This is a genomic window from Streptomyces sp. NPDC057099, from assembly GCF_042671245.1.
GTDB classification, from domain to species: domain Bacteria; phylum Actinomycetota; class Actinomycetes; order Streptomycetales; family Streptomycetaceae; genus Streptomyces; species Streptomyces purpurascens.
This window is the reverse complement of record NZ_JBHUTX010000007.1, coordinates 163,789-183,469: the sequence shown is the minus strand read 5'-3', so window position 1 is coordinate 183,469 and position 19,681 is coordinate 163,789. Positions and strand designations below refer to the sequence as shown.

The following is a 19,681-nucleotide window of genomic DNA, read 5'->3' as shown; positions in this document are numbered from 1 at the left end:
GATGCTGCGTCCCGTCACCGACCCCGACGGTGCCCCCTTCTGGGAGTACGCCGCCCGAGGCGAGCTGCGCGTCCAGGGCTGCTCCGGCTGCGGCGAACTCCGCTTCCCGCCCCGGCCGTGCTGCCCGCACTGCCAGTCCTTCGCGTCGGAGTGGCGCCTGGTCTCGGGGGGCGGCCGGGTCTGGTCGTACGTCGTTCCGCATCCGCCGCTGCTGCCGGACTACGCGGAGCTGGCGCCGTACAACGTGGTCGTCGTCGAGCTGGACGAGGCGCCGCGCATCCGGCTCGTCGGCAATCTGGTCGCGGAGCCGGGCGCGGCGATCGACTCCGTGCCCGCGGAGCGGCTGCGCATCGGTGCCCGGGTGCGGGTCGTTTTCGGTGACGGCCTGCCCGCGTGGGTCCTGGAGCGGTCATGAGCAGTGTGCTCGTGAGCGCGGACAAGGACAGCGGAGTCGCGGTCGTCACACTGAACCGGCCCGGCCGGCTCAACGCGATCGATCTGGAGATGGCGGACCGGCTCGTCGATGTCTGGCGGGAGTTGCGGTTCGACGACACGGTACGGGCCGTCGTGCTCACGGGGGCCGGGGAGCGTGCGTTCTGCACCGGCATCGACCGGGACGCCGTCGTGCCGCAGCCGAACTCGCCGTTCGCGCAGGACGATCCGCTGCTCGGGATCGGGCCGAAGGCGAACGACCTGTGGAAGCCGGTCGTCGCCGCGGTGCGCGGGATGGCCTGCGGGGGCGCCTTCTATCTGCTCGGCGAGGCGGAGTTCATCGTCGCCGACACCACCGCCTCCTTCTTCGACCCGCACACCACCTACGGCATGGTCAGCGCCTACGAGTCCGTCCTGATGGCGCAGCGCATGCCGTACGGGGAGGTCGCGCGGATGGCGTTGACGGGGGCGGCGGAGCGGATCTCGGCGCGGCGGGCGTACGAGGTCGGGCTGGTGTCGGAACTCGCGCCGGAGGGCGGGGCACCGGCGGCGGCGATCGCGTGTGCGGCCGTGATCGCCGGGCATCCGACGGAGGCCGTGCAGGGCACGGTACGGGCGTTGTGGGCGGCGAGCGCGGCGGGGCGGGAGCAGGGGTTCGCCCAGGCGCCGCATCTCATCGCGCTCGGGAACGCGGCGGGTGAGCGGCAGGCCCGGCTGTTCGCGGAGCGGGGGCGTGCGTACCGGTTGCGGTAGTAAAAGTCGTTTACTCATACACGCGTATGCTCGACCCGTGGTTGAGCATCGGATGATCGACGTGAACGGCATACAACTGCACATCGCGGAGCAGGGCGAGGGCCCGCTCGTGGTGCTGCTGCACGGTTTCCCGGAGTCCTGGCACTCCTGGCGGCACCAGTTCGGTCCGCTGGCCGAGGCCGGTTTCCGGGTGGTCGCGCCCGACCAGCGCGGATACGGCGGCAGTGACCGCCCCGAGGACGTGTCCGCGTACAGCATCTTCCATCTGGTGGGCGATGTGGTCGGGCTGATCCACGCGCTGGGCGAGGAGCGGGCGTTCGTCGTCGGGCACGACTGGGGGGCGCCGGTGGCCTGGCACACCGCGCTGCTGCGGCCCGACGTGGTGCGCGGGGTGGCGGGGCTGAGCGTGCCGCCGCCCTTCCGGGGTGCGCAGCCGCCCCTCAAGACCATGCGGGAGCGGTTCGGCGGGCATTTCTACTGGAACTACTTCGAGGAGCCCGGCGTCGCGGACGCCGAGTTCGCCGCCGACACCCGCACGGCCCTGCGCAAGCTGCTGTACTCCGCCTCCGGTGACGCGCCGGACGCCGGGCGCCCCGAGCAGGCCCTGGTCCAGGATCTGGGGCGCGGCTGGCTCGCGGACGCCCCGAACCCCGAGGTGCTGCCCGACTGGCTCACCGAGGCGGACCTCGACACCCTCACCGAGAGCTTCGAGCCGGGCTTCACGGGCGCGCTGAACTGGTACCGCAACCTGGACCGCAACTGGGAGCTGACCGCCCCGTGGCAGGGCGCTGTCGTGTCCCCGCCCGCGCTGTACGTGTACGGCGACCGCGACCTGGTCCCGGCCTTCCCGGGCACGCCCGAACTGATCGAGGCCCTGCCCCGGTTGATGCCGAACCTACGGCGCGAGCCGGTCGTGCTGCCGGGCTGCGGCCACTGGACGCAGCAGGAGCGGCCCGCCGAGGTGAACAAGGTACTGATCGATTTCCTGACGGAACTGCGGGACTGAGCCCCGGTCCCGTCAGTCGTTCCCGTCAGTCGTCGACGAGGGCCTGGCGGTCGGCCTCGCAGTGGTCGACCGAGTCCACCAGGCCCGTGCCGCCGCCCACCTGGACGTCGACGGTGGCCTTGCCCTTCGCGGGGACGGTGACATCCCCGTACCGGTCGATGACGGTGATGCCCTGAGCGTCCTCGAAGGTGACCGAGACGGAGAAGTCGGCCTCGCGGCCGTTGGGGTTGCTGACCTCGACGGTCGCGTACGGCCGGGCCGGGGTCGCGCAGCTCACCAGCTTCGCCGTGCCGTCCCGCAGCGCCGTGCGGCTGCCGGATCCGGCGGAGGACGTCGGCGTGGAGCCGTAGTCCGGCCTGCGGGTGTAGGAACTGCCGCCACCGCTGCCGCCGCTACCGCTGCTCCCGTAGGAGTCGTCGTCCGAGTCGTAGGACCCGCCGCCGTACCCGCCGCCCGAGGTCGACGACCTCGAGCTGTCGTGGTCCTGGCCGGAGCTGCTGCACCCGCCCCCGCCGCTGCCGTGACCGTGGCTGCCGCCGCGGCCCCGGCCGGTCGAGAAGCCGGTCAGTGCCAGTACCACCAGGACCAGCACCGCTGTGAACTTGAGCCTGCGCCCCCGTATCCGCATGGCGGGGAGCCTAGTGATCTCCTGTCACGGTCATGTCACCGCGTGGCGACCGGTGCGTACCCGGCGTAGCGTCTTGGGTGAGAGCGGTGATCGGATCGCTCCCCGGAGCGACGGCCGCCGTCTGGAACCCTTCCGTGCGCCGGTACGACGGCCGTCCCCGACGCGTCACGCGGTGCGTGCCGTGCCCGTGCCCTTCTCCGCGTCCAGCGCGTACACACAGCGGTCCTTGCTGCACGCGTACACCACCCCGTCCTGGACGACCGGGGAGCCGGTGATCTCGCCGCCGGTGGCGAGCTTCCAGCGCAGCCGGCCGTCGTCGGCCTTGAGGGTGTAGAGCAGATGGTCGGTGGAGCCGAAGTGGATGCGGCCCTCGGCCACCGAGGGGGCGCCCACGATGTCGCCGCCCGCCTGGAAGCGCCACTTGGGCGTGCCGGTGACGGCGTCGAGGGTGTAGAGGCCCTTGCCGCTGCCCACGTGGACATGGCCTGCGGCGACCAGGACGGGCTCGACGGAGGCGCGGGACTCGGTGGCGATGCGCCAGCGGTCGCGGCCGTCGGTGGCGTCGAGGGCGTACACCGTGCCGAGGTAGTCGGCGAGGTAGATGCCGCCGCCGGTGACGGCCGGGCCGGGGACGAAGGTGGGCGGGGAGAGGAAGGCGGCCGGGGCCTCGAAGTGCCACTTCACATGGCCGGCGGCCACGTCGAGGGCCAGGACGCGGGTGCCGGCGCAGACGTACACGTATCCGTCGGCCGCCGGGGTGACCCGGACCGGGACGCCGCCGCAGGAGGCCGCGTCGCCGATCGGGTACGACCAGCGCTCGTCGCCGGTGCGGGCGTCCAGGGCGCGCAGCCGGGCGTCCTGCCACACGTAGACCGTGCCGTCGTGCAGGGCGGGTCCGGCCTCGGGGGACTCGAAGTCGGTCTGGCAGCCGGTGATCTCCCAGAGCTTCTGGCCGGTCGAGGCCTCCCAGCCCTGGACGCCGCCGCCTCGGGTGCCGGTGACGACGGTGCCGCGGCCGGCCTGGAGCGCGTAGACCCAGGCGTCCGTCTGCAGGCGCCACAGGTCGGCGCCCTCCCGGGCGTCCAGAGCGAACAGCGTGGGGCCGTCGGAGGCGTGGATACGGCCCTCCGCGACGGCCATGGACCAGGCGACGTCCCGGGTCTTGAAGCGGCGGCGGCCGGTGCCCACGTCCAGGGCGTGCACCTCGAAGGAGGTGACGTAGACGAGGTCGTCGGCGACGGAGGGGGTGCCCCAGACGTCGTTGGACATGCGGAAGCGCCAGGGCCGCCAGCCGCTCGCCTCGGGCGGCGCGACCGGGGCCGGGGGCGCGGCGACTGCGGGGCCCACGGCGGGGTCCGTGCCGTTGACGCCGGGGCGGGGCTTGGACCAGGAGGCGGTGAGGGCGGCCTCCGGAGGGGGTGCCTTGACGGCGGCGGCACGGACGTCGGCGACGCGCGGGCCCGGGCCGATGGGCACCTGGGCGCCGGCCAGCCGGACGGGGCCGGTGTCGGGGCCGCCGCCCACGGGGGCCACCACGGACGCGGCCACGGAGACGGGCGCCGGGACGACGGGGTCGTGCGAGGGCGGGGGCGGGATGGGCGCGGGGCCGGGGGCCGGGACCGGGGCGGGGCGTCCGCCGCCGCTGCGGCCGGCGGGGGCGGGCTTGCCGGCCGGGCGGCCGTTGCGGCGGGACTCGATCAGGCCCACGGCCCGCTCGGGCAGCCACGCGGAGGCGGTGCCGCTGTCGTCGGAGCCGGAGCCGAAGAGGTGGGGAGCGAGCTGGGCCTGGAGGTCGGCCGGGTTGGGCCGGCCCGTCGCCTCCATCTGCATGCAGGACTCGATGAGCGGACGCAGTTCGTCCGGGAGTCCCTCCAGGTCCGGGCCCTCGCGCAGCAGCATGAAGACCGTCTCGACCGGGTTGGCGCCGTGGAAGGGCGGGTGTCCGGTGGCGGCGAAGACCAGCATGGAGCCGAGGGAGAAGACGTCGGACGCGCCCGTGACGCTGCGGGAGTCCTTGGCCTGCTCGGGGGACATGTAGGCGGGCGTACCGACGGCGACGTTCGTCATCGTCAAACGTGTGTTCGACACGCCGGAGGCGATACCGAAGTCGATCACCCGGGGGCCGTCCTCGACGACGAGGACGTTGGAGGGCTTGAGGTCACGGTGGCCGAGCCCGGCGCCGTGGATGGACTGGAGCGCCTCGGCCACGCCCGCCGCGAGCCAGCGCACCGCCTGGGCCGGGAGCGGCCCGCAGTCGTTCACTATCTCCTCGAGGGAGGGCGCGGGGACGTAGGCGGTGGCCAGCCAGGGCACGGCGGCACGCGGATCGGCGTCCACGACCGCGGCCGTGTAGAAGCCGGAGACCGCGCGGGCCGCCTCCACCTCACGCGTGAAGCGGACCCGGAACAGCTGGTCCTCGGCCAGCTCCGTGCGGACGGTCTTGATCGCCACACGCCGGCCCGACGCCGAGCGCGCGAGATAGACCAGCCCCATGCCGCCGGCACCCAGCCGTCCCAGCACCTCGAACGGCCCGATCCGCCGCGGATCGTGCTGCGTCAGCTGATCCACCACTCTGCCTGCCACCTCCCCGTACGAGCCGCGCCAAGCCACATGTTCCACGCGACCCCGTGCAGCGTCTCACCACCGCACCGCCATGGCGGCACGCACCCCGATTCTTCCTGGCCGGAGCCGTGGTGGCGAACCCGGCGACGATTGGGGTGTCTCCGTACATACAGGGGCAATAGATGACCATATGGCGCCTGGTCAGGCGCCTTGCGGGCGGTGCAGCAGCGCGAAGGACGCCCCCTGGTCGTCCGTGACGACGGCGACCGTGCCGTACGAGGTCTCGAACAGCGGGACCTGGACCCGGCCGCCGAGCCGGGTGACGTCCTCCAGCGCGGCCGGTACGTCCTCGACGGCGAAGTGGACGAGGAAGTGGGGCGGCATCTCGGCCGCGAAACGGTCGGAGACGGCGGCCCGGCCGAAGTCCGGCTCGGCGTCCGGCCCGAACAGGGCCTCCTGGAAGAGATCGCCGTAGAAGGCGTTGGCCGCCTCGGTGTCCCGCGCGTACAGCTCGGCCCAGGCGAAGGTGCCCGGCTCGTGCCGCTTGCCGAAGCCGACGTGCTCGTCCGGCTGCCACAGGGCGAAGACGGCCCCCTCCGGGTCGGTGACCAGGGCGGTGACGCCCAGGTCACCGGCCGGCACCGGCGCCGAGACGACCTGTCCGCCGGCCGAGCGGATGCGCCGGGCCAGCGCCGGGGCGTCCGGGGTCGCGAAGTACACCGTCCAGACGGTGGGCAGCCGGCCGTCCACCTTGCGGACCAGGGCGGCCACGGGTTCGCCGTCCTTCAGCGCCTCGGCGAAGGAGCCGTACCACTCGTCCTCGAAGGTCCACCCGAAAAGTTCACCGTAGAACCGCTTGCCCGCCTCGAGGTCGCGAAGCTGCGCGTCCACCCAGCAGGGGACGCCCTCTGCGTACACCGATGCCCTGTTTTCGGCCATGCCGCCAACGTAACCGCGACGGCCGCAGCCCGCAGACCAGGCACACCAGGCTCCGCACTCCCTTGCACCCCATTTGCAGTCGGCCGAATCGCGCCTCGATCCCGCCTCGGTAAGCTGACGTCATGACAGGACAAGTGCGTACCGTCGACGGCCGCGTGGCCGGCCGGCGTGGGCAGGCGACCCGGCAGAAGCTGCTCGACTGCCTGAGCGAGATGCTCAGCTCCTCCCCGTACCGGGATGTCAAAGTCATCGATGTCGCCCGGAAGGCGGGCACTTCGCCCGCGACCTTCTACCAGTACTTCCCGGACGTCGAGGGCGCCGTCCTGGAGATCGCCGAGCAAATGGCGACCGAGGGCGCCGCGTTGACCGAACTCCTGGAGGGCCGCTCCTGGGCCGGCAAGGCCGGCTGGCAGACGGCGCAGGAACTCGTCGACGGGTTCCTGGAGTTCTGGCGCAAGAACGACGCGATCCTCCGGGTCGTCGATCTCGGCGCCGCCGAGGGCGACAAGCGCTTCTACAAGCTCCGGATGAAGATCCTCAACTCGGTGAACAACTCCCTCTCGGACGCCGTCGCCGAGCTCCAGGCCAAGGGCCGCGTCGACAAGGACGTGAACCCCGCGGCCGTCGCCGGCTCGCTGGTCGCGATGCTCGCGGCCGTCGCCTCGCACCAGAAGGGTTTCACCTCCTGGGGCGTGAAGCAGGCGGAACTGAAACCGAACCTGGCGCTGTTGGTGCACCTGGGCGTCACCGGCAGAAAGCCGACGAAGTAGCCGCCCGGCGCCCGTGCGCCTTCGGCCCTTTTCCCTTACCGAGTCCTGTCTGGCAGGCGGCGGTCCACCCCCGGTGGCCGCCGCCTGTCGCGCTTTCCGCTTCTGTCTTCGCGTTCTGTCTTCGCGCGACTTCTAGCTCCGTACGATCCTGAAGACCCGTATCTCCCGCTCCACCCGTGCCTGGTACGCGGCGTACGGCGGCCAGAACTCCAGCACCGCCTTCCACGCCGCCGCCCTCTCCTCGCCCTCCAGCAGCCGGGCCGTGACCGGGATGTCCTGGCCCTTCCAGCTCACCTCGGCGCTCGGATGGGCCAGCAGATTGTGGCTCCAGGCGGGGTGCCCCGAGCGCCCGAAGTTGGACCCGACCAGGATCCAGCCCCGGCCGCCCTCCTCGGGCATGCAGGCCAGCGGCGTCCGGCGCGGCAGCCCGCTCCTCGCTCCCGTCGAGGTCAGCACCACACCCGGCAGCAGCTGCGCGCTGAGCAGCACCTTTCCCCGGGTGAGCCGGTGCACGGCCCGGTCCAGGGCCGGGAACACATGCGGTGCCACCCGCGCGAAGCCCGGGGTGGAGGACACCTTCTGCACGAACCGCACGCCTCTCATCGGCCGGCCTCCTCGAAGACATGCGCCGCGTCGGCGGCCCGCGCCCGCAGCCGGTGCACCGGCCCGAACAGCAGCTCGTCGCCCGCGGCACGCTTGAAGTACAGATGTGTGTCGTGCTCCCAGGTGAACCCGATGCCGCCATGTGACTGGATCCCCTCGGCGGCGGCCCCGCGCAGGGCCTGGAGCGCCTGGGCGAGGGCGAGCCCGCCCGCCTTCTCGCCGTCGGCGGCGGCACCGGCCCAGGCCGCGTAGTACGCCGCCGAGCGGGCCGCCTGCACCTGGACGTAGGCGTCGGCCAGCCGGTGCTTGACCGCCTGGAAGGAGCCGACCGGCCGCCCGAACTGCTCGCGCCGCCCCACGTACTCCACGGTCCGCTCCAGCACCCGGTCGGCCGCCCCCACGGCCTCGGCGGCGAGACAGACGGCGGCGGTGTCACCGAGCCGGGCGAGAGCGGCGAGGACATCGCCGTCCTCGCTCCCCAGCAACTGGGCTTCCACTTGCCGGAGTTGAACGCGCGCCTGCGGACGGGTCGCGTCCAGTGCGGTCTGCCGTACGCGGGTGAGACCGTCGGCGTCCGCCCGCACGAGGAAGAGCAGGACGCGGGAACGGGCGAACCCCCCGGCGTGCGCGGCGACCAGGAGGAGCCCCGCGCTGTGCCCGTCGAGGACCTGCCCGGCCTCCCCGTACAGCCGCCAGCCGCCGTCCGTCCGCCGGGCCTGCACTCCCCCGGCCCGTCCGCCGCCGGCCCACGTCCCGTGCGGGTCGTGGCCGGTGAGCGCGAGGGCGGTGGTGAGGGCGGGGCCCGGTACGGCGAGGGCGGCGGTGAGGGCGCCGGAGGCGATCCGCGGGAGGAGGTCGGCCCGCTGGGCGTCGGTGCCGAGGGCGAAGAGCAGCGGGGCCGCGAGGACGGCCGTGGCGAGCAGGGGCGAGGGGGCGAGCGCCCGTCCCGTCTCCTCGCAGGCGAGGGCCAGCTCGGTGACCGAGCAGCCGACACCGCCGTGGGCCTCGGGGAGGGCAAGACCGGGCAGGCCGAGCTGGTCGGCGAGGGCGGTCCACAGGGCCGGGTCGTGTCCGGCCGGGGTGTCGAGGGCGGCCCGCAGTTCCACGGGTCCGCACCGCTTGTGGAGGAGTTCGCGCAGGGTGCGGCGGATCTCGTCCTGTTCGGGAGTGAAGCGGGCGTCCATGGGGGCACCACCTCCGCATCTGACGGTGCGTCATATTAGGGCGCCGGGGCGGGGATGCCCAGGGTTCCGGCGCTCCCCCGCACGGGTTATCTGATGTACCGTCAGATTCATGGTTGCCCGGAGGAAAGTGGCCGTCGTCGGCGTGGCCCTCTCGGACTGCGGCCGCGTGGACGACGCGACCCCGTACGCCCTGCACGCCCAGGCGGCCCGTCGCGCCCTGGCCGAAGCGGGCCTGGACCGCTCGCTGGTCGACGGCTTCGCCTCGGCGGGCCTGGGCACGCTGGCCCCCGTCGAGGTCGCCGAGTATCTGGGGCTGCGGCCCACCTGGGTCGACTCCACCTCCGTCGGCGGCTCCACCTGGGAGGTCATGGCGGCTCACGCGGCGGACGCGATCGCGGCCGGGCACGCGCGCGTGGTGCTGCTCGCCTACGGCTCGACGGCCCGCGCGGACGTGAGGGCGGGCCTCCGCACCGGGACGCTGTCCTTCGGCACCCGCGGACCCCTGCAGTTCGAGGCGCCCTACGGCCACACCCTGATCGCGAAGTACGCCATGGCGGCCCGCCGCCACATGATCGAGTACGGCACGACGATCGAGCAGCTCGCGGAGGTGGCGGTCCAGGCCCGGGCCAACGCGGCCCTGAACCCGGAGGCGATGTTCCGCACGCCCATCACTCCGGACGAGGTCGCCTCCGGCCCGATGATCGCGGACCCCTTCACCAAGCTGCACTGCTGTGTCCGTTCCGACGGCGGGGCGGCGGTGCTGCTGGCGGCGGAGGAGTACGTACGGGACTGCCGTAAGCCGCCGGTGTGGGTGCTGGGGAGCGGGGAGTCCGTGTCGCACTCGGCGATGTCCGAGTGGCCGGACTTCACGGTGTCGCCGGCGGCGGTGAGCGGGCGGCTGGCCTTCGAGCGGGCGGGCGTACGGCCCTCGGAGATCGACTTCGCCGAGATCTACGACGCGTTCACCTACATGACCCTGGTGACCCTGGAGGACCTCGGTTTCTGCGCGAAGGGCGAGGGCGGGGCGTTCGTGGAGAAGGGCCGGCTGCGGGTCGAGGGCGGCGAGCTGCCGGTGAACACCGACGGGGGCGGTCTTTCGGCCCAGCACCCGGGGATGCGGGGTCTGTTCCTGCTGGTGGAGGCGGTACGGCAGCTGCGGGGCGAGTGCGGCGACCGGCAGGTGCGGCGGGGCGACGGCTCCCTGCCGCGACTGACGGTGGCGTCGGGGACGGGGGGCTGGTTCTGCTCGTCGGGGACGGTGGTGCTCGGGGCGGGGTGAGGTGAGGGGAACACCGATGCCGGGGCTGGTGTTGGCGTTCGTGAGAAGGATCTGAGCGAGCCGCTGGAGGAGACCGGAATGGCCCTGACCCGCGAAGAGCGCGAACAGTTCCTGGCCGAGCCCCATGTCGCCGCGCTCGCGGTCGACGCGGGGGCGGGCCGCGCCCCGCTCACGGTGCCGATCTGGTACCAGTACGAGCCCGGCGGCGACATCTGGATCATGACCGGCCTCGACTCCCGCAAGAACGAGCTGATCAGCACGGCGGGCCGGTTCTCGCTGATGATCGACCGGCTCGAACCCACCATCCGGTACGTGTCGGTCGAGGGCCCGGTCGTCGACACGGCCCCCGCGACCCTGGACCTGCTCCGGGAGCTCTCGGCCCGCTACCTCCCGGCGGACAAGGTCGACGGCTATGTCGACTTCGCCTGGAAGAACCACGGAGAGCAGCTGGTGCTGCGGATGCGGCCGGAGCGGTGGGTGTCGTCGGACCTGGGGCAGGTATGACGACGCCCACGGGCACCCCCGGGTGACAATCGGCCCATGGCACCCGATCTTCACGAGCTGCTGAGGTCGCTGCGGGTCTGGGACCCGCAGTCCACCCACCTGCCCCCCTTCGACCCGACCGCCGCCCCCGCCACGCCGCTGCCGCTCTTCACCGAGTGGTTCGCGGCGGCGGTCGCGGCCGGGCAGAGCGAGCCGCACACCATGTCCCTGGCGACCTCCGACGAGTCGGGCCTGCCCGACGTACGGATCGTCATGCTGCACGGGGCGGACGAGACCGGCTGGTCCTTCGCGTCCCACGCCGGCAGCCGCAAGGGCCGGCACCTCGCCGCCCGCCCGTATGCCGCGCTCAGCTTCTACTGGCCGGTGCTGGGCCGCCAGGTCCGGGTACGCGGCCCGGTGACGGCCGCCCCGTCCGCCGACGCCCAGGGCGACCTCCACGCCCGCTCGACGGGCGCCCTGGCAGCCGCGCTGACCGGCCGCCAGAGCGAGCTCCTCGACTCGGTGGAGGAGCTGACCCGGGCCTCCGAGACGGCCTGGCAACGGGCCCGGACCGAGCCGGAGGCTCCCGTACCGTCCTGGACCCTGTACCGGCTGCGCCCGGAGGAGGTCGAGTTCTTCCAGGGCGACGGGGAGCGGCGGCACGTACGGCTGCGGTACCGGCGCGGGGAGGACGAGGGATGGGTGCGGGAGCTGCTCTGGCCGTGAGGGGCGGCCGGGGCCTTCGTCAGACCGTGCTCAGGGCGGAGAACAGGACGTAGACGGAGAACGCCATGGCCGTCACGAACAGCGTGACGCCCGTCCAGATGTACCGGTCGAGGAGACGCAGCCGCCGGTCGCGGAACTCACGGAAGCCCCTCTCGTCGGTCACGGTGGCGAGGGTGGGCACCAGCGCGAGGATGAACGCCACGCTGGCGAGCAGGAAGAGGATCATGGGCAGCACGCTCAGCCGACCGCTGAGGGAACCCGAGATCTGCTTCATCCCGACGTAGTTGAGCACCGCCGTATAGACGGGGATGGCGCCGCTGCTGGTGGTCAGCATGGTCCGGCAGAAGTCGAGTGCCGTGGTGCGTGATCCCTTCTGCCACTCGGCACGTTCGCCGCCGCCACCGTCCTGGGTCACCGCGGCCCCCGCGGCCGCGGGCTCGGGGAGCGCGACGGTCACGGCGGCGCCCGCCGCAGGGTCGACGGGGCCCAAGTAGGTCTCGTTCTCGCGGAGTTCCAGCTCCACGACGATCGGCCCGCCCGTCGCCGGGCAGATCAGGCCGGCGTCGGCCGCGGCGCCTCCGAAGGTGAGAACGGCACGTCGGCCGAAGCCCAGCGTGAACCGGTGCCGCTCGGCGCAGTGGGGGCACCGCTCCACGATGTACTGCTGAATGCGGGCCATGGGAATCGACGGATCTGCCACATTTTCATGTTATCTGCTGGGTAACGTATGTCGATGGAGGAAATTCTCTTCTCAGGCGTCGGTGGCCCGGCCCAACAAGAGCCTGGCCAGCGGGACTTGTTCCAGCAGGTCGCGGATCCGGCAGAGCCATCGGACTCCCGGGACGAGACGCGGGCCCGAGCCGTGCCCCGGTCGCTGGGTGTCGAGATCCTGGAAGCGGCGTTCGCGCAACTGAGCAGCACCCCGGAGGGGCGGGAGCTCTACGGCGACCCGCACCGGGGCGCCACCCTGGAACAGAACTGGCGCACCTTCGGTCTGCTGTCCGGCATGGGTCCGGTCTGCCTTCTCGCGGCCGGGCGACCCGAAGTGCCGACCGCCGCGATCGAGCGCGTCATCGTCTTTCCCCCGACCGCACTGGTCGACCTCCTGGCCAGGGCTCTCATCACGCGGAAGGTCAAGGGAACGGCCGTCCAGGTCTACGACGGCCGTTCCGGACACTGCGTCTACCTGGTGGCCGCCGACGACGATTCCGTCCTCTTCCACGATCCCTGGCCGGGCCGCTCCCTGCTGTGCCGCGAGCACAACGCGGCGGGCGTGGACGCGGTGGAGCACGCGAACGGCTGGATCATCACCAGGGCCGATCTCGCCAAGGTCCTCTTCTCGGCCTTCCTGTGGCCGTCGGAGTGGGGCGACCTCTCCGGGGAGCCCACCCTCGTGCCGTACGCGGACCTGCGAGGCGGCGACTTCTTCGACTTCTTCCACGTGGAGGAGACGGCGGACGGCCGTACGACCGAGGCGGACAGAACGAAGGTGCACCTCAAGACCGGCGGCTTTCAGGAACACGTGGATCTCACGCTCGTCCTGGACCCGCGTGAGCGGGTGACCCGTGCGGAACTGTGGCTGCGCAGGGAGTGGATGGCGAACCTCAATCCGTTCGCGAAGGACATCGCCAAGAGCTTCGTGGGCGGCTTCGTCACCGAGCGCGGCGGCGAGCGGGCCGCCCCGATCGTCGAGCTGCTCTGGAATCTGGGCAGCCTCGACGAGGCCACCGCCGATCGCGTGCTCAGGGACGACGCCCCGGAGTGCGCGATCGTACGGGCGTACCTCGGAGTCCAGGAACGGGCCTTCGCCGCACTGGCGACCGAGACGCTGCACGCCGAGAACACCGACCGGGACGGCGCCGCCTGGTTCAAGCTGACGCTCACGTTCTGGTGAGACCCTCGCGCTATCCGAAGTCGTACACCGCGAAGTCCGCCACCGCCCGGTACCCGATCCGCTGGTACAGCCCGTTGCTGGTCGGGTTCGCCAGGTCGGTGAAGAGCAGCACCTCCTGCGCGCCGGAGGCGAGGGCGGTGCGGCTGATCTCGGCTGTGGCGGCGCCCGCGTAGCCGCGGCCGCGGAGGTGGGGTGGGGTGTAGACCGGGGCGACGCGGATCTGGCCGGCGGTCAAGGGGGTCCTGCCGGCCATGGCGACGGGCGTGCCGTCGGGGGTCTCCCAGAAGGTGATGCCGCCCTGTTCGATGCGGGCGTCCGCCCACTCGCCGTCGTCCCGGACGGTGCCCATGCCCATGGCCTCGGTGAACTCCTGGTGCCAGCGGATGAGATGGGCGCGGTCGGTCTCGACGGCGGTCCGGGGCCCGCCGGGCGGTGCGGGGTCGGGCACGGTGAGGGTGCCGAGGCGGTAGAGCCGCTGGCGCTGACGGAGCGTGGCCGTGGCGCCCGTGTGCCGCTGCCAGGCCTCGGTGAAGGCGGCGGCGGTGTCGCGGTCGGCGTTCACGCCGGGCAGACGCTGCCCGAGAGCGGCCAGCCGCGCCGCGAGGGTGTCGGCCTCCTCGGGGGTGAGGGCGGTGAGGTTCAGCCAGTGGGGAGGGGTGCGGAAGAACGACGCCCGGACGGCCCCGTCCCGCTCCAGTACGCCGAACTCCGGCACCCCGTCGCCGTAGACGTGCCGCCCGCGTGTGCGCAGCGACTCCGTGACGGTCAACGGGACGGTGTGCAGAGCAGGTTGGGAGCGCAGGAAGGGGCCCGCACGGTCGAGGAATTCGTCGAGGTCCTGGGTGAGGTGCCAGTCGTCGGTGCTCATGCCCCATGGTGGCAACCGGGCTGCGCCGGCACCTCCGAATTACGCCCAGGCCCCTCCGCCCGCTTCGGGTTCCGCGTCCGTCGCCAGCCGCGCGTGCAGGTGGGCGTCCCGGAACGCGTCGTGCCGGTCCTCCTCGAAGATCGCCCCGCGCAGGGTTCCCTCGTACGCGAATCCGCAGCGCTCGGCTATCCGGCACGACACGTCATGACCGAGCGCGTGGTCCAACTCAATCCGGTGCAGCTTGAGTTCGGCGAGGGCCCAGCGGGTGGCGAGCAGCAGGGCCCGGGTGGCGACGCCCTGGCCTCGGGCCTCAGGGAGCACCCAGTAGCCGACGCGGGCGACCTTCAGGTGGTACTTGATCTCGTTGACGCCGATGTGGCCGAGGACCGTGTCGCTGCCGGCGTCCGCGACGCGGAACGACACCGACGTGCCCTCCACGGCGCTCTGCTCCCGCGCGAGCAGCGACTGCCGGGCGCTCGCCCGGTCCGTGACCGGCCGCAACGGGGTGTTCCAGCGCCGGAACTCCGGGTCCCGCATGCCGCGCATCCACGTATCGACGTCGGCGCCGGACGAAGCGTCCCAGGGGCGCAGGCGCAGGCCGAGGCCGTGGAGTTCGGGGAGAGCGGTCGGGAACGGGTCACGTATGGGGGCCATGGGGGTATTCAAGCCGGTACCCGGGCGCGTGGGCAGCAGCCGAACGCCCCCTGACGGTCACCGTCGATCGGTAGCCTGAGCGCCGTGATGGTGGGCACCGAGGAGACCCGGCTGGTCGTGCTGCGCGGCAACAGCGCCTCGGGCAAGTCGTCCGTCGCCGCCGGCCTGCGGGACAGGTTCGGCCGCGGCCTGGCCCTGGTCGGCCAGGACAACCTCCGCCGGATCGTGCTCCGCGAACGCGACCGGCCCGGCGCCGCCAACATCGGCCTCATCGACCTGACGGCCCGCTACGCCCTGGACGCCGGGTTCCACGTCGTCGTCGAGGGCATCCTGTACGCCGACCGCTACGGCGACATGCTCGCCCGGCTGCGCGCGGACCACCGGGGCCCGACCCACGGCTACTACCTGGACGTACCGCTCGCCGAGACCCTCCTCCGGCACGCCACCAAGCCGATCGCCGACGACGTCCACGAGGAGCGGCTGCGCGAGTGGTACCGGCCGCGCGATCTGCTGCCGGACGGAACCGAGACCGTCGTCGACGCCGACAGCGCCCTGCCCGAGACCGTCGGCCGCATCATGCGCGAAACGGGCCTGGACCGCCTGCCGGCGACGGACCGCTGACCCGGAACACCGGGATCCCCTCCCGGAACGCCACCTCCAGTTCCGCCCCCGCCGACAGTTCCCTCTCCCCCACCACCTCCGTCATCATCCGCGGCCCCTCGGCCAGGTCGACCACGGCGGCGACGTACGGCGTGCGTTCCGCGAAGGGCGGCAGGTCGTTGCGGTGGACGACGGACCAGGTGTAGAGGGTGGCCCGGCCGCTCGCGGCCTCCCAGACGACGTCCTCGCTCCAGCAGCGGGGGCAGAACTCGCGCGGGTAGTGGTGGGCCCGTCCGCAGGCCCGGCAGCGGCGGATCAGCAGCCGGCCCTCGGCCGCCGCGTCCCAGTACGTCCGGGTGAAGGCGTCGGGCTCGGGCAGGTCGATGCGCCCGGTCATCGGAACAGCCCCAGCGCGCTGTCCAGCGACCACGTCTGCCAGGACATCCCGAACAGCCCGACCACGGACATCAGCGCCATCATCGAGTTCTGCCCCTGCTCGGCGACGTCGTGGATCATGAGCGTGAGGTACAGGACGTTGAGGAGGAACCCGCCGACCAGGGCGACCGGGGTGAGGAAGCCGGTGATCAGGCCCAGGCCGAGGGCGAGTTCCGCGTAGACGACGACGTACGCCATCACACGCGGGTGGGGCGCGACGACCGCGCCGAAGCCCGAACGGACGGCGTTCCAGCGGTGCTCGGCCGCTATCCCGGCCGCCCACTCGATGCCGGCGCCCCGTTCGAACCAGGCCTTGCGGTCCTTGTGCCGCCAGCTCTCCAGCCACCACAGCCCGAGCCCGATCCGCAGTACGGCCAGCCACTCCGCTCCGCCGAGCCAGATCGTGTCCATGCGATCTGACGGTACGTCAGATCGCCGGATCCGCAAGGCCTCACGGTGAAGCCATGTGTTCACAATGAGTCGTGATGGGGATCGGGGCGACGGCCGCTATCGGCAGTATCGCCCTGAGCGCACAGGCAGCGAGCGGGCCGGGGTCCGCCTCCGGAGGCCTGGTCTTCGACAAGGACGGCTACACCGAGCAGACGACCGCGATCACCGACGCAAAAGGCGACGACCACGAGGTCGCCTACCGCAACCAAGACACCACCGGCAACGCCGGGGCGCGGCTAGACGGCGGCATAACCGCGAAGCTGCGGCCGATGGACCCAATGCCCTTCCTCCCGCCGCAGCAGGCACTGATGGATCCGCCTCGGCACCAAGGACTCCGACACCTCGCACAAGGTCTCCGCGAACCTCGCCGCCGCGGCGGCCGCGCTGGGCCACGACGTCAGCCACCTCTGCTATTCGGACCAGGGGCACGGCGCGAACACCGACCCGGGCGACTTCATCCATTGACATCCTCTCCCTCTTAAAAGAGGGGGATTCCAGCCCATTCGGGTTGAGGTTCACGGGCGCTCGAACGGCTGGTGGCCGTTGTCGCCCCTCCGGCACCGGCTGTTCGCCGGGGGCGGGGGATCCCGCCCTGTCCTGCCGCGACGTTGATACTGGCGTTGGTATCCGCGTTACAGGTGAAGCCGCAGGAGGAACAGACAAACTCGGCTTGGCTCTTGCGCGAGTTCTTGTCGATCCATCCGCAGGCACTGCACCGCAGAGACGTGTAGGGGGCGGGGACGTCTTCGACCCGGCCGGGAGCCTTGTGCCCGGTGCGCTGCCGCAGCAGGCCCCAGCCCTGGGCCAGGATGGCCCGGTTCAGCCCGGCTTTGGCCGCCCGGCCGTTGCTGAGGTACCGGCCGGGCTGGTCGGGATCGGGCTTCGCCTTGACCCTGGCGGTCATCGTCTTGATGTTCAGCTTCTCGAACCGCACCAGATCGTAGGTGCGGGCGAGCATGGTGCTGGTCTTCTCGCACCAGTCCTTACGCCGGTTCGCCTCCCTCGCCTTGAGCCGGGCCACCTGCGCGTACCCGGCCGTCTTGCGCTCGCTGCCCTTGGAGGCGCGGGCGGCGCGGCGCTGGTGCTTGCGGATCTGAGCCCGCTCGCGAGTGGTGAGCTGCGGGCAGTTCAGCTTCCGTCCGTCGGAGAGTGCGGCGGTGATGGTCACACCCCGGTCGATGCCGATGACCTCGCCCGTGCCCGGCTTGTCGACCGGGTCGGGGATGACGGCGAACGCGATGTGCCACTGGCCATTGCGGTAGGTGACGCGGAACGTCTTCGCCGCAGGAAGCCGAGCACCCTTGCCTTTGACGCTGAGGCGGAAGCGCACCCACCCGCATCCGGGCACCTTCACCTGCGCCCACCGCCGGTTGAGTTTCTGCACGGTCACGGAGCGGCCCACGACCTGCTTCTTGGTCCTGGGGTTGATCAGCGGGCGGCCGTCCGGCTCGTACTCGGGTACGCGGTCGTCGCCGATCACGCGGAAGCCCTCGTGCACGAACTTCTTGCGCCAGGTCGGTTCACCGAACCCGGACGTGAAACGCGCAGCCTTGGCCCTGGCGAAGTCCTTGAGTGCCTGTGCCTGGACGGTCTGGTTCCCGGCGCGCAGCCACTCACTGGCAGCACGGGCCTCGGTGAGCTGACGGCACTGCTCCGCGAACGACGGGGCCCCAATGCGCGTGCCGTCGGGCCGGTGGTGCGCCTTGTCCCGCCGCCAGTGCGCATGCTGCTCCACCGCAAGGTTCCACACATACCGGGCGTGCGCGCAGTGCAGCAGCATCTGCTGCTCCTGCTCGCTCCTCGGGTACATCCGAAACCGCGCCACGCCGCGAACCTAGACCGCACATTCCCCCACCGCGCACACCATCGATCACACTCACCCGCACGAGTGACCACACCAGGCCAGCCACCGGCCGCCACCGACCTCAGGACCCTCGCCCCCCGTCACCACCACCTGTCCGGGCCTTGGCCTCAGCATCAGGGACGACGAATCGCCCTGACAGGCAGCCTCCCTCCAATACCGCGGCCTCCCGCACCCGTCAGAAACGATCACGCGCCCGCCACAACCAGGCCCGCTACGCCACGAGCCCCACTCCCTCCTCCTACAGCCGTGATCAATCCGCAACCAATTCCGGTCTTGACCGAGACCCATCAACCGGGCTCGTGATTACGCTCCCGCTCATGGCCGACTCCACGCCCTCCCCACACTCCTCCGCGCACCCCACACCGGACCGCCCCGTCTACGTCATCGGCGGCGGCCCCGGCGGACTCGCCGCCGCGTACGCGCTGCGCGCCCGGGGCGTACGGGCCGTCGTCCTGGAGAAGTCCGACCGGGTCGGGGCGTCCTGGCGCCGCCACTACGACCGGCTGCGTCTGCACACCACCCGCGGCCTGTCGGCCCTGCCCGGGCTGCCGATGCCGCGCCGGTTCGGGCGGTGGGTGTCCCGGGACAACGTGGTGCGGTACCTGGAGAAGTACGCCGAGCACCACCGCCTGGAGATCGTCACCGGCGTCGAGGTGTCCCGGATCGAGCGGACGCCCGACGGCACGGGCTGGCTGCTGCACGCCACCGGGGGCAGGGAACTGACCGGCTCGGCGGTCGTGATCGCGACCGGCTACAACCACACCCCGCGCCTGCCGGACTGGCCCGGCCGCGAGGCCTTCACCGGCGAGTTCCTGCACGCCGGTGAGTACCGCGACGGCGCGCCCTACGCCGGCCGGGACGTCCTCGTCGTCGGTGTCGGCAACACGGGGGCCGAGATCGCCGTGGACCTGGTGGAGAGCGGCGCCTCGCGGGTCCGGCTGGCCGTGCGCACCGTCCCGCACATCGTGCGCCGTTCGACCGCCGGCTGGGCCGCCCAGTACAGCGGTGTCCTGGTACGCCGTCTGCCGACCGGCCTCGTCGACCGGATCAGCCGGGCGCAGGCCAAGGTGGCGATCCCCGACCTGTCGGCGCACGGACTGCCGCGTCCCGACACCGGCCTGTACACGCGGGTGAAGCAGGGCGCGATCCCGGTGCAGGACGTCGGCCTGATCGACGCCGTACGCAAGGGCAAGGTCGAGATCGTGGCCGCCGTGGAGTCCTTCGAGGGCGACGGCAAGATCGTGCTGGCCGACGACACCCGGCTCTCCCCGGACGCGGTGATAGCCGCCACCGGGTACGTCCGCGCCCTGGAGGGCCTGGTCGGCCACCTCGACGTCCTCGACGCCCGCGGCAAGCCCGTCGTCCACGGCGCCCGCACCCCGCCGAACGCCCCCGGCCTGTACTTCACCGGCTTCACCAACCCGATCAGCGGCAACCTGCGGGAGCTGGCGCTGGACGCCGTGAAGATCGCGAAGGCCCTGGCCCGGGACGCCTCGGGGACGGTGTCCCGGCTGCCGGGCTGAGCGCCCGCCCGGTGACGGGTGAACTTCG

General features: G+C 72.2%; 21 protein-coding genes. 10 read left to right on the top strand and 11 right to left on the bottom strand.

What is annotated here, in order from left to right; all coding sequences use genetic code 11:
- Nucleotide 1 precedes the first annotated feature (1 nt).
- Genes ACFT4A_RS12950 through ACFT4A_RS12940 form a run of 3 tightly spaced genes read left to right on the top strand, consistent with a single transcriptional unit; the run spans nucleotide 2 to nucleotide 2,191 of the window.
- Nucleotides 2-415, top strand: a complete 414-nt coding sequence (locus tag ACFT4A_RS12950) for a Zn-ribbon domain-containing OB-fold protein (RefSeq protein ID WP_382828849.1) — start codon at nucleotides 2-4, stop codon at nucleotides 413-415.
- The gene (locus ACFT4A_RS12945; protein WP_382828847.1) at nucleotides 412-1,185 is read left to right on the top strand and encodes an enoyl-CoA hydratase/isomerase family protein; all 774 of its coding nucleotides are present in this window, start codon (nucleotides 412-414) and stop codon (nucleotides 1,183-1,185) included. The genes ACFT4A_RS12950 and ACFT4A_RS12945 overlap by 4 nt, the downstream gene beginning before the upstream one ends.
- Nucleotides 1,186-1,237: 52 nt before the next feature.
- A complete protein-coding gene (locus ACFT4A_RS12940) occupies nucleotides 1,238-2,191 on the top strand; it encodes an alpha/beta fold hydrolase (protein ID WP_382829115.1) in 954 nt (317 codons plus the stop codon).
- A 25-nt stretch (nucleotides 2,192-2,216) separates the two neighbouring features.
- Here the strand turns inward: ACFT4A_RS12940 and ACFT4A_RS12935 are convergent, their stop codons facing one another.
- The 3 genes from ACFT4A_RS12935 to ACFT4A_RS12925 all read right to left on the bottom strand — a co-directional run bounded on the left by ACFT4A_RS12935 (nucleotide 2,217) and on the right by ACFT4A_RS12925 (nucleotide 6,320).
- Nucleotides 2,217-2,819: a hypothetical protein gene (locus tag ACFT4A_RS12935; protein WP_382828844.1), complete on the bottom strand. Its 603-nt coding sequence runs from the start codon at nucleotides 2,817-2,819 to the stop codon at nucleotides 2,217-2,219.
- A 165-nt stretch (nucleotides 2,820-2,984) separates the two neighbouring features.
- Nucleotides 2,985-5,390 carry a PQQ-binding-like beta-propeller repeat protein gene (locus ACFT4A_RS12930; RefSeq protein ID WP_382828841.1) on the bottom strand — a complete coding sequence of 802 codons (2,406 nt, stop codon included), beginning with the start codon at nucleotides 5,388-5,390 and terminating at the stop codon, nucleotides 2,985-2,987.
- A 192-nt stretch (nucleotides 5,391-5,582) separates the two neighbouring features.
- Nucleotides 5,583-6,320, bottom strand: a complete 738-nt coding sequence (locus ACFT4A_RS12925; RefSeq protein ID WP_382828838.1) for a VOC family protein — start codon at nucleotides 6,318-6,320, stop codon at nucleotides 5,583-5,585.
- Between the two features lie 134 nt (nucleotides 6,321-6,454).
- On the opposite strand from ACFT4A_RS12925, the gene ACFT4A_RS12920 reads away from it, so the two are divergent.
- Nucleotides 6,455-7,090 carry a TetR family transcriptional regulator gene (locus ACFT4A_RS12920; RefSeq protein ID WP_382829113.1) on the top strand — a complete coding sequence of 212 codons (636 nt, stop codon included), beginning with the start codon at nucleotides 6,455-6,457 and terminating at the stop codon, nucleotides 7,088-7,090.
- Nucleotides 7,091-7,222: 132 nt separating this feature from the next.
- On the opposite strand, the gene ACFT4A_RS12915 is transcribed toward ACFT4A_RS12920, so the two are convergent.
- Both ACFT4A_RS12915 and ACFT4A_RS12910 read right to left on the bottom strand, forming a co-directional pair.
- Complete coding sequence (locus ACFT4A_RS12915; RefSeq protein ID WP_382828836.1) at nucleotides 7,223-7,693, bottom strand: nitroreductase family deazaflavin-dependent oxidoreductase; 471 nt, start codon at nucleotides 7,691-7,693, stop codon at nucleotides 7,223-7,225.
- On the bottom strand, nucleotides 7,690-8,877 hold the full coding sequence (locus ACFT4A_RS12910) for an acyl-CoA dehydrogenase family protein (RefSeq protein WP_382828835.1): 1,188 nt from the start codon (nucleotides 8,875-8,877) through the stop codon (nucleotides 7,690-7,692). Before ACFT4A_RS12910 ends, ACFT4A_RS12915 begins: the two co-directional genes overlap by 4 nt.
- Nucleotides 8,878-8,986: 109 nt before the next feature.
- On the opposite strand from ACFT4A_RS12910, the gene ACFT4A_RS12905 reads away from it, so the two are divergent.
- The 3 genes from ACFT4A_RS12905 to ACFT4A_RS12895 all read left to right on the top strand — a co-directional run bounded on the left by ACFT4A_RS12905 (nucleotide 8,987) and on the right by ACFT4A_RS12895 (nucleotide 11,365).
- Nucleotides 8,987-10,156, top strand: a complete 1,170-nt coding sequence (locus ACFT4A_RS12905; RefSeq protein ID WP_382828832.1) for an acetyl-CoA acetyltransferase — start codon at nucleotides 8,987-8,989, stop codon at nucleotides 10,154-10,156.
- Between the two features lie 78 nt (nucleotides 10,157-10,234).
- On the top strand, nucleotides 10,235-10,660 hold the full coding sequence (locus tag ACFT4A_RS12900; RefSeq protein ID WP_215124390.1) for a pyridoxamine 5'-phosphate oxidase family protein: 426 nt from the start codon (nucleotides 10,235-10,237) through the stop codon (nucleotides 10,658-10,660).
- 36 nt (nucleotides 10,661-10,696) lie between these two features.
- Entirely contained in the window at nucleotides 10,697-11,365 is a 669-nt protein-coding gene (locus ACFT4A_RS12895; protein WP_382828829.1) for a pyridoxal 5'-phosphate synthase, read from the top strand.
- Nucleotides 11,366-11,384: 19 nt separating this feature from the next.
- On the opposite strand, the gene ACFT4A_RS12890 is transcribed toward ACFT4A_RS12895, so the two are convergent.
- Complete coding sequence (locus tag ACFT4A_RS12890) at nucleotides 11,385-12,065, bottom strand: hypothetical protein (protein ID WP_382828827.1); 681 nt, start codon at nucleotides 12,063-12,065, stop codon at nucleotides 11,385-11,387.
- Nucleotides 12,066-12,098: 33 nt separating this feature from the next.
- On the opposite strand from ACFT4A_RS12890, the gene ACFT4A_RS12885 reads away from it, so the two are divergent.
- Complete coding sequence (locus ACFT4A_RS12885; protein WP_382828824.1) at nucleotides 12,099-13,259, top strand: hypothetical protein; 1,161 nt, start codon at nucleotides 12,099-12,101, stop codon at nucleotides 13,257-13,259.
- A 10-nt stretch (nucleotides 13,260-13,269) separates the two neighbouring features.
- Here the strand turns inward: ACFT4A_RS12885 and ACFT4A_RS12880 are convergent, their stop codons facing one another.
- On the bottom strand, nucleotides 13,270-14,127 hold the full coding sequence (locus tag ACFT4A_RS12880; protein WP_382828822.1) for a GNAT family N-acetyltransferase: 858 nt from the start codon (nucleotides 14,125-14,127) through the stop codon (nucleotides 13,270-13,272).
- A gap of 39 nt (nucleotides 14,128-14,166) precedes the next feature.
- Nucleotides 14,167-14,781 carry a GNAT family N-acetyltransferase gene (locus tag ACFT4A_RS12875; protein WP_382828819.1) on the bottom strand — a complete coding sequence of 205 codons (615 nt, stop codon included), beginning with the start codon at nucleotides 14,779-14,781 and terminating at the stop codon, nucleotides 14,167-14,169.
- A gap of 87 nt (nucleotides 14,782-14,868) precedes the next feature.
- On the opposite strand from ACFT4A_RS12875, the gene ACFT4A_RS12870 reads away from it, so the two are divergent.
- Nucleotides 14,869-15,402: a kinase gene (locus tag ACFT4A_RS12870; RefSeq protein WP_382829110.1), complete on the top strand. Its 534-nt coding sequence runs from the start codon at nucleotides 14,869-14,871 to the stop codon at nucleotides 15,400-15,402.
- Here ACFT4A_RS12870 and ACFT4A_RS12865 read toward each other — a convergent pair.
- The 3 genes from ACFT4A_RS12865 to ACFT4A_RS12855 all read right to left on the bottom strand — a co-directional run bounded on the left by ACFT4A_RS12865 (nucleotide 15,356) and on the right by ACFT4A_RS12855 (nucleotide 18,091).
- The gene (locus tag ACFT4A_RS12865; RefSeq protein ID WP_382828816.1) at nucleotides 15,356-15,778 is read right to left on the bottom strand and encodes a Zn-ribbon domain-containing OB-fold protein; all 423 of its coding nucleotides are present in this window, start codon (nucleotides 15,776-15,778) and stop codon (nucleotides 15,356-15,358) included. The two genes, ACFT4A_RS12870 and ACFT4A_RS12865, sit on opposite strands and share 47 nt — an antisense overlap.
- Nucleotides 15,775-16,227, bottom strand: a complete 453-nt coding sequence (locus tag ACFT4A_RS12860; protein ID WP_382828814.1) for a DoxX family protein — start codon at nucleotides 16,225-16,227, stop codon at nucleotides 15,775-15,777. Before ACFT4A_RS12860 ends, ACFT4A_RS12865 begins: the two co-directional genes overlap by 4 nt.
- A 517-nt stretch (nucleotides 16,228-16,744) precedes the next feature.
- Nucleotides 16,745-18,091 carry an RNA-guided endonuclease InsQ/TnpB family protein gene (locus tag ACFT4A_RS12855; protein ID WP_382828811.1) on the bottom strand — a complete coding sequence of 449 codons (1,347 nt, stop codon included), beginning with the start codon at nucleotides 18,089-18,091 and terminating at the stop codon, nucleotides 16,745-16,747.
- Between the two features lie 356 nt (nucleotides 18,092-18,447).
- Here ACFT4A_RS12855 and ACFT4A_RS12850 point away from each other — a divergent pair, with 356 nt between their 5' ends.
- Nucleotides 18,448-19,653 (top strand): flavin-containing monooxygenase, encoded by a 1,206-nt coding sequence (locus ACFT4A_RS12850; protein WP_382828809.1) that lies wholly within the window; start codon nucleotides 18,448-18,450, stop codon nucleotides 19,651-19,653.
- Nucleotides 19,654-19,681 lie beyond the last annotated feature (28 nt).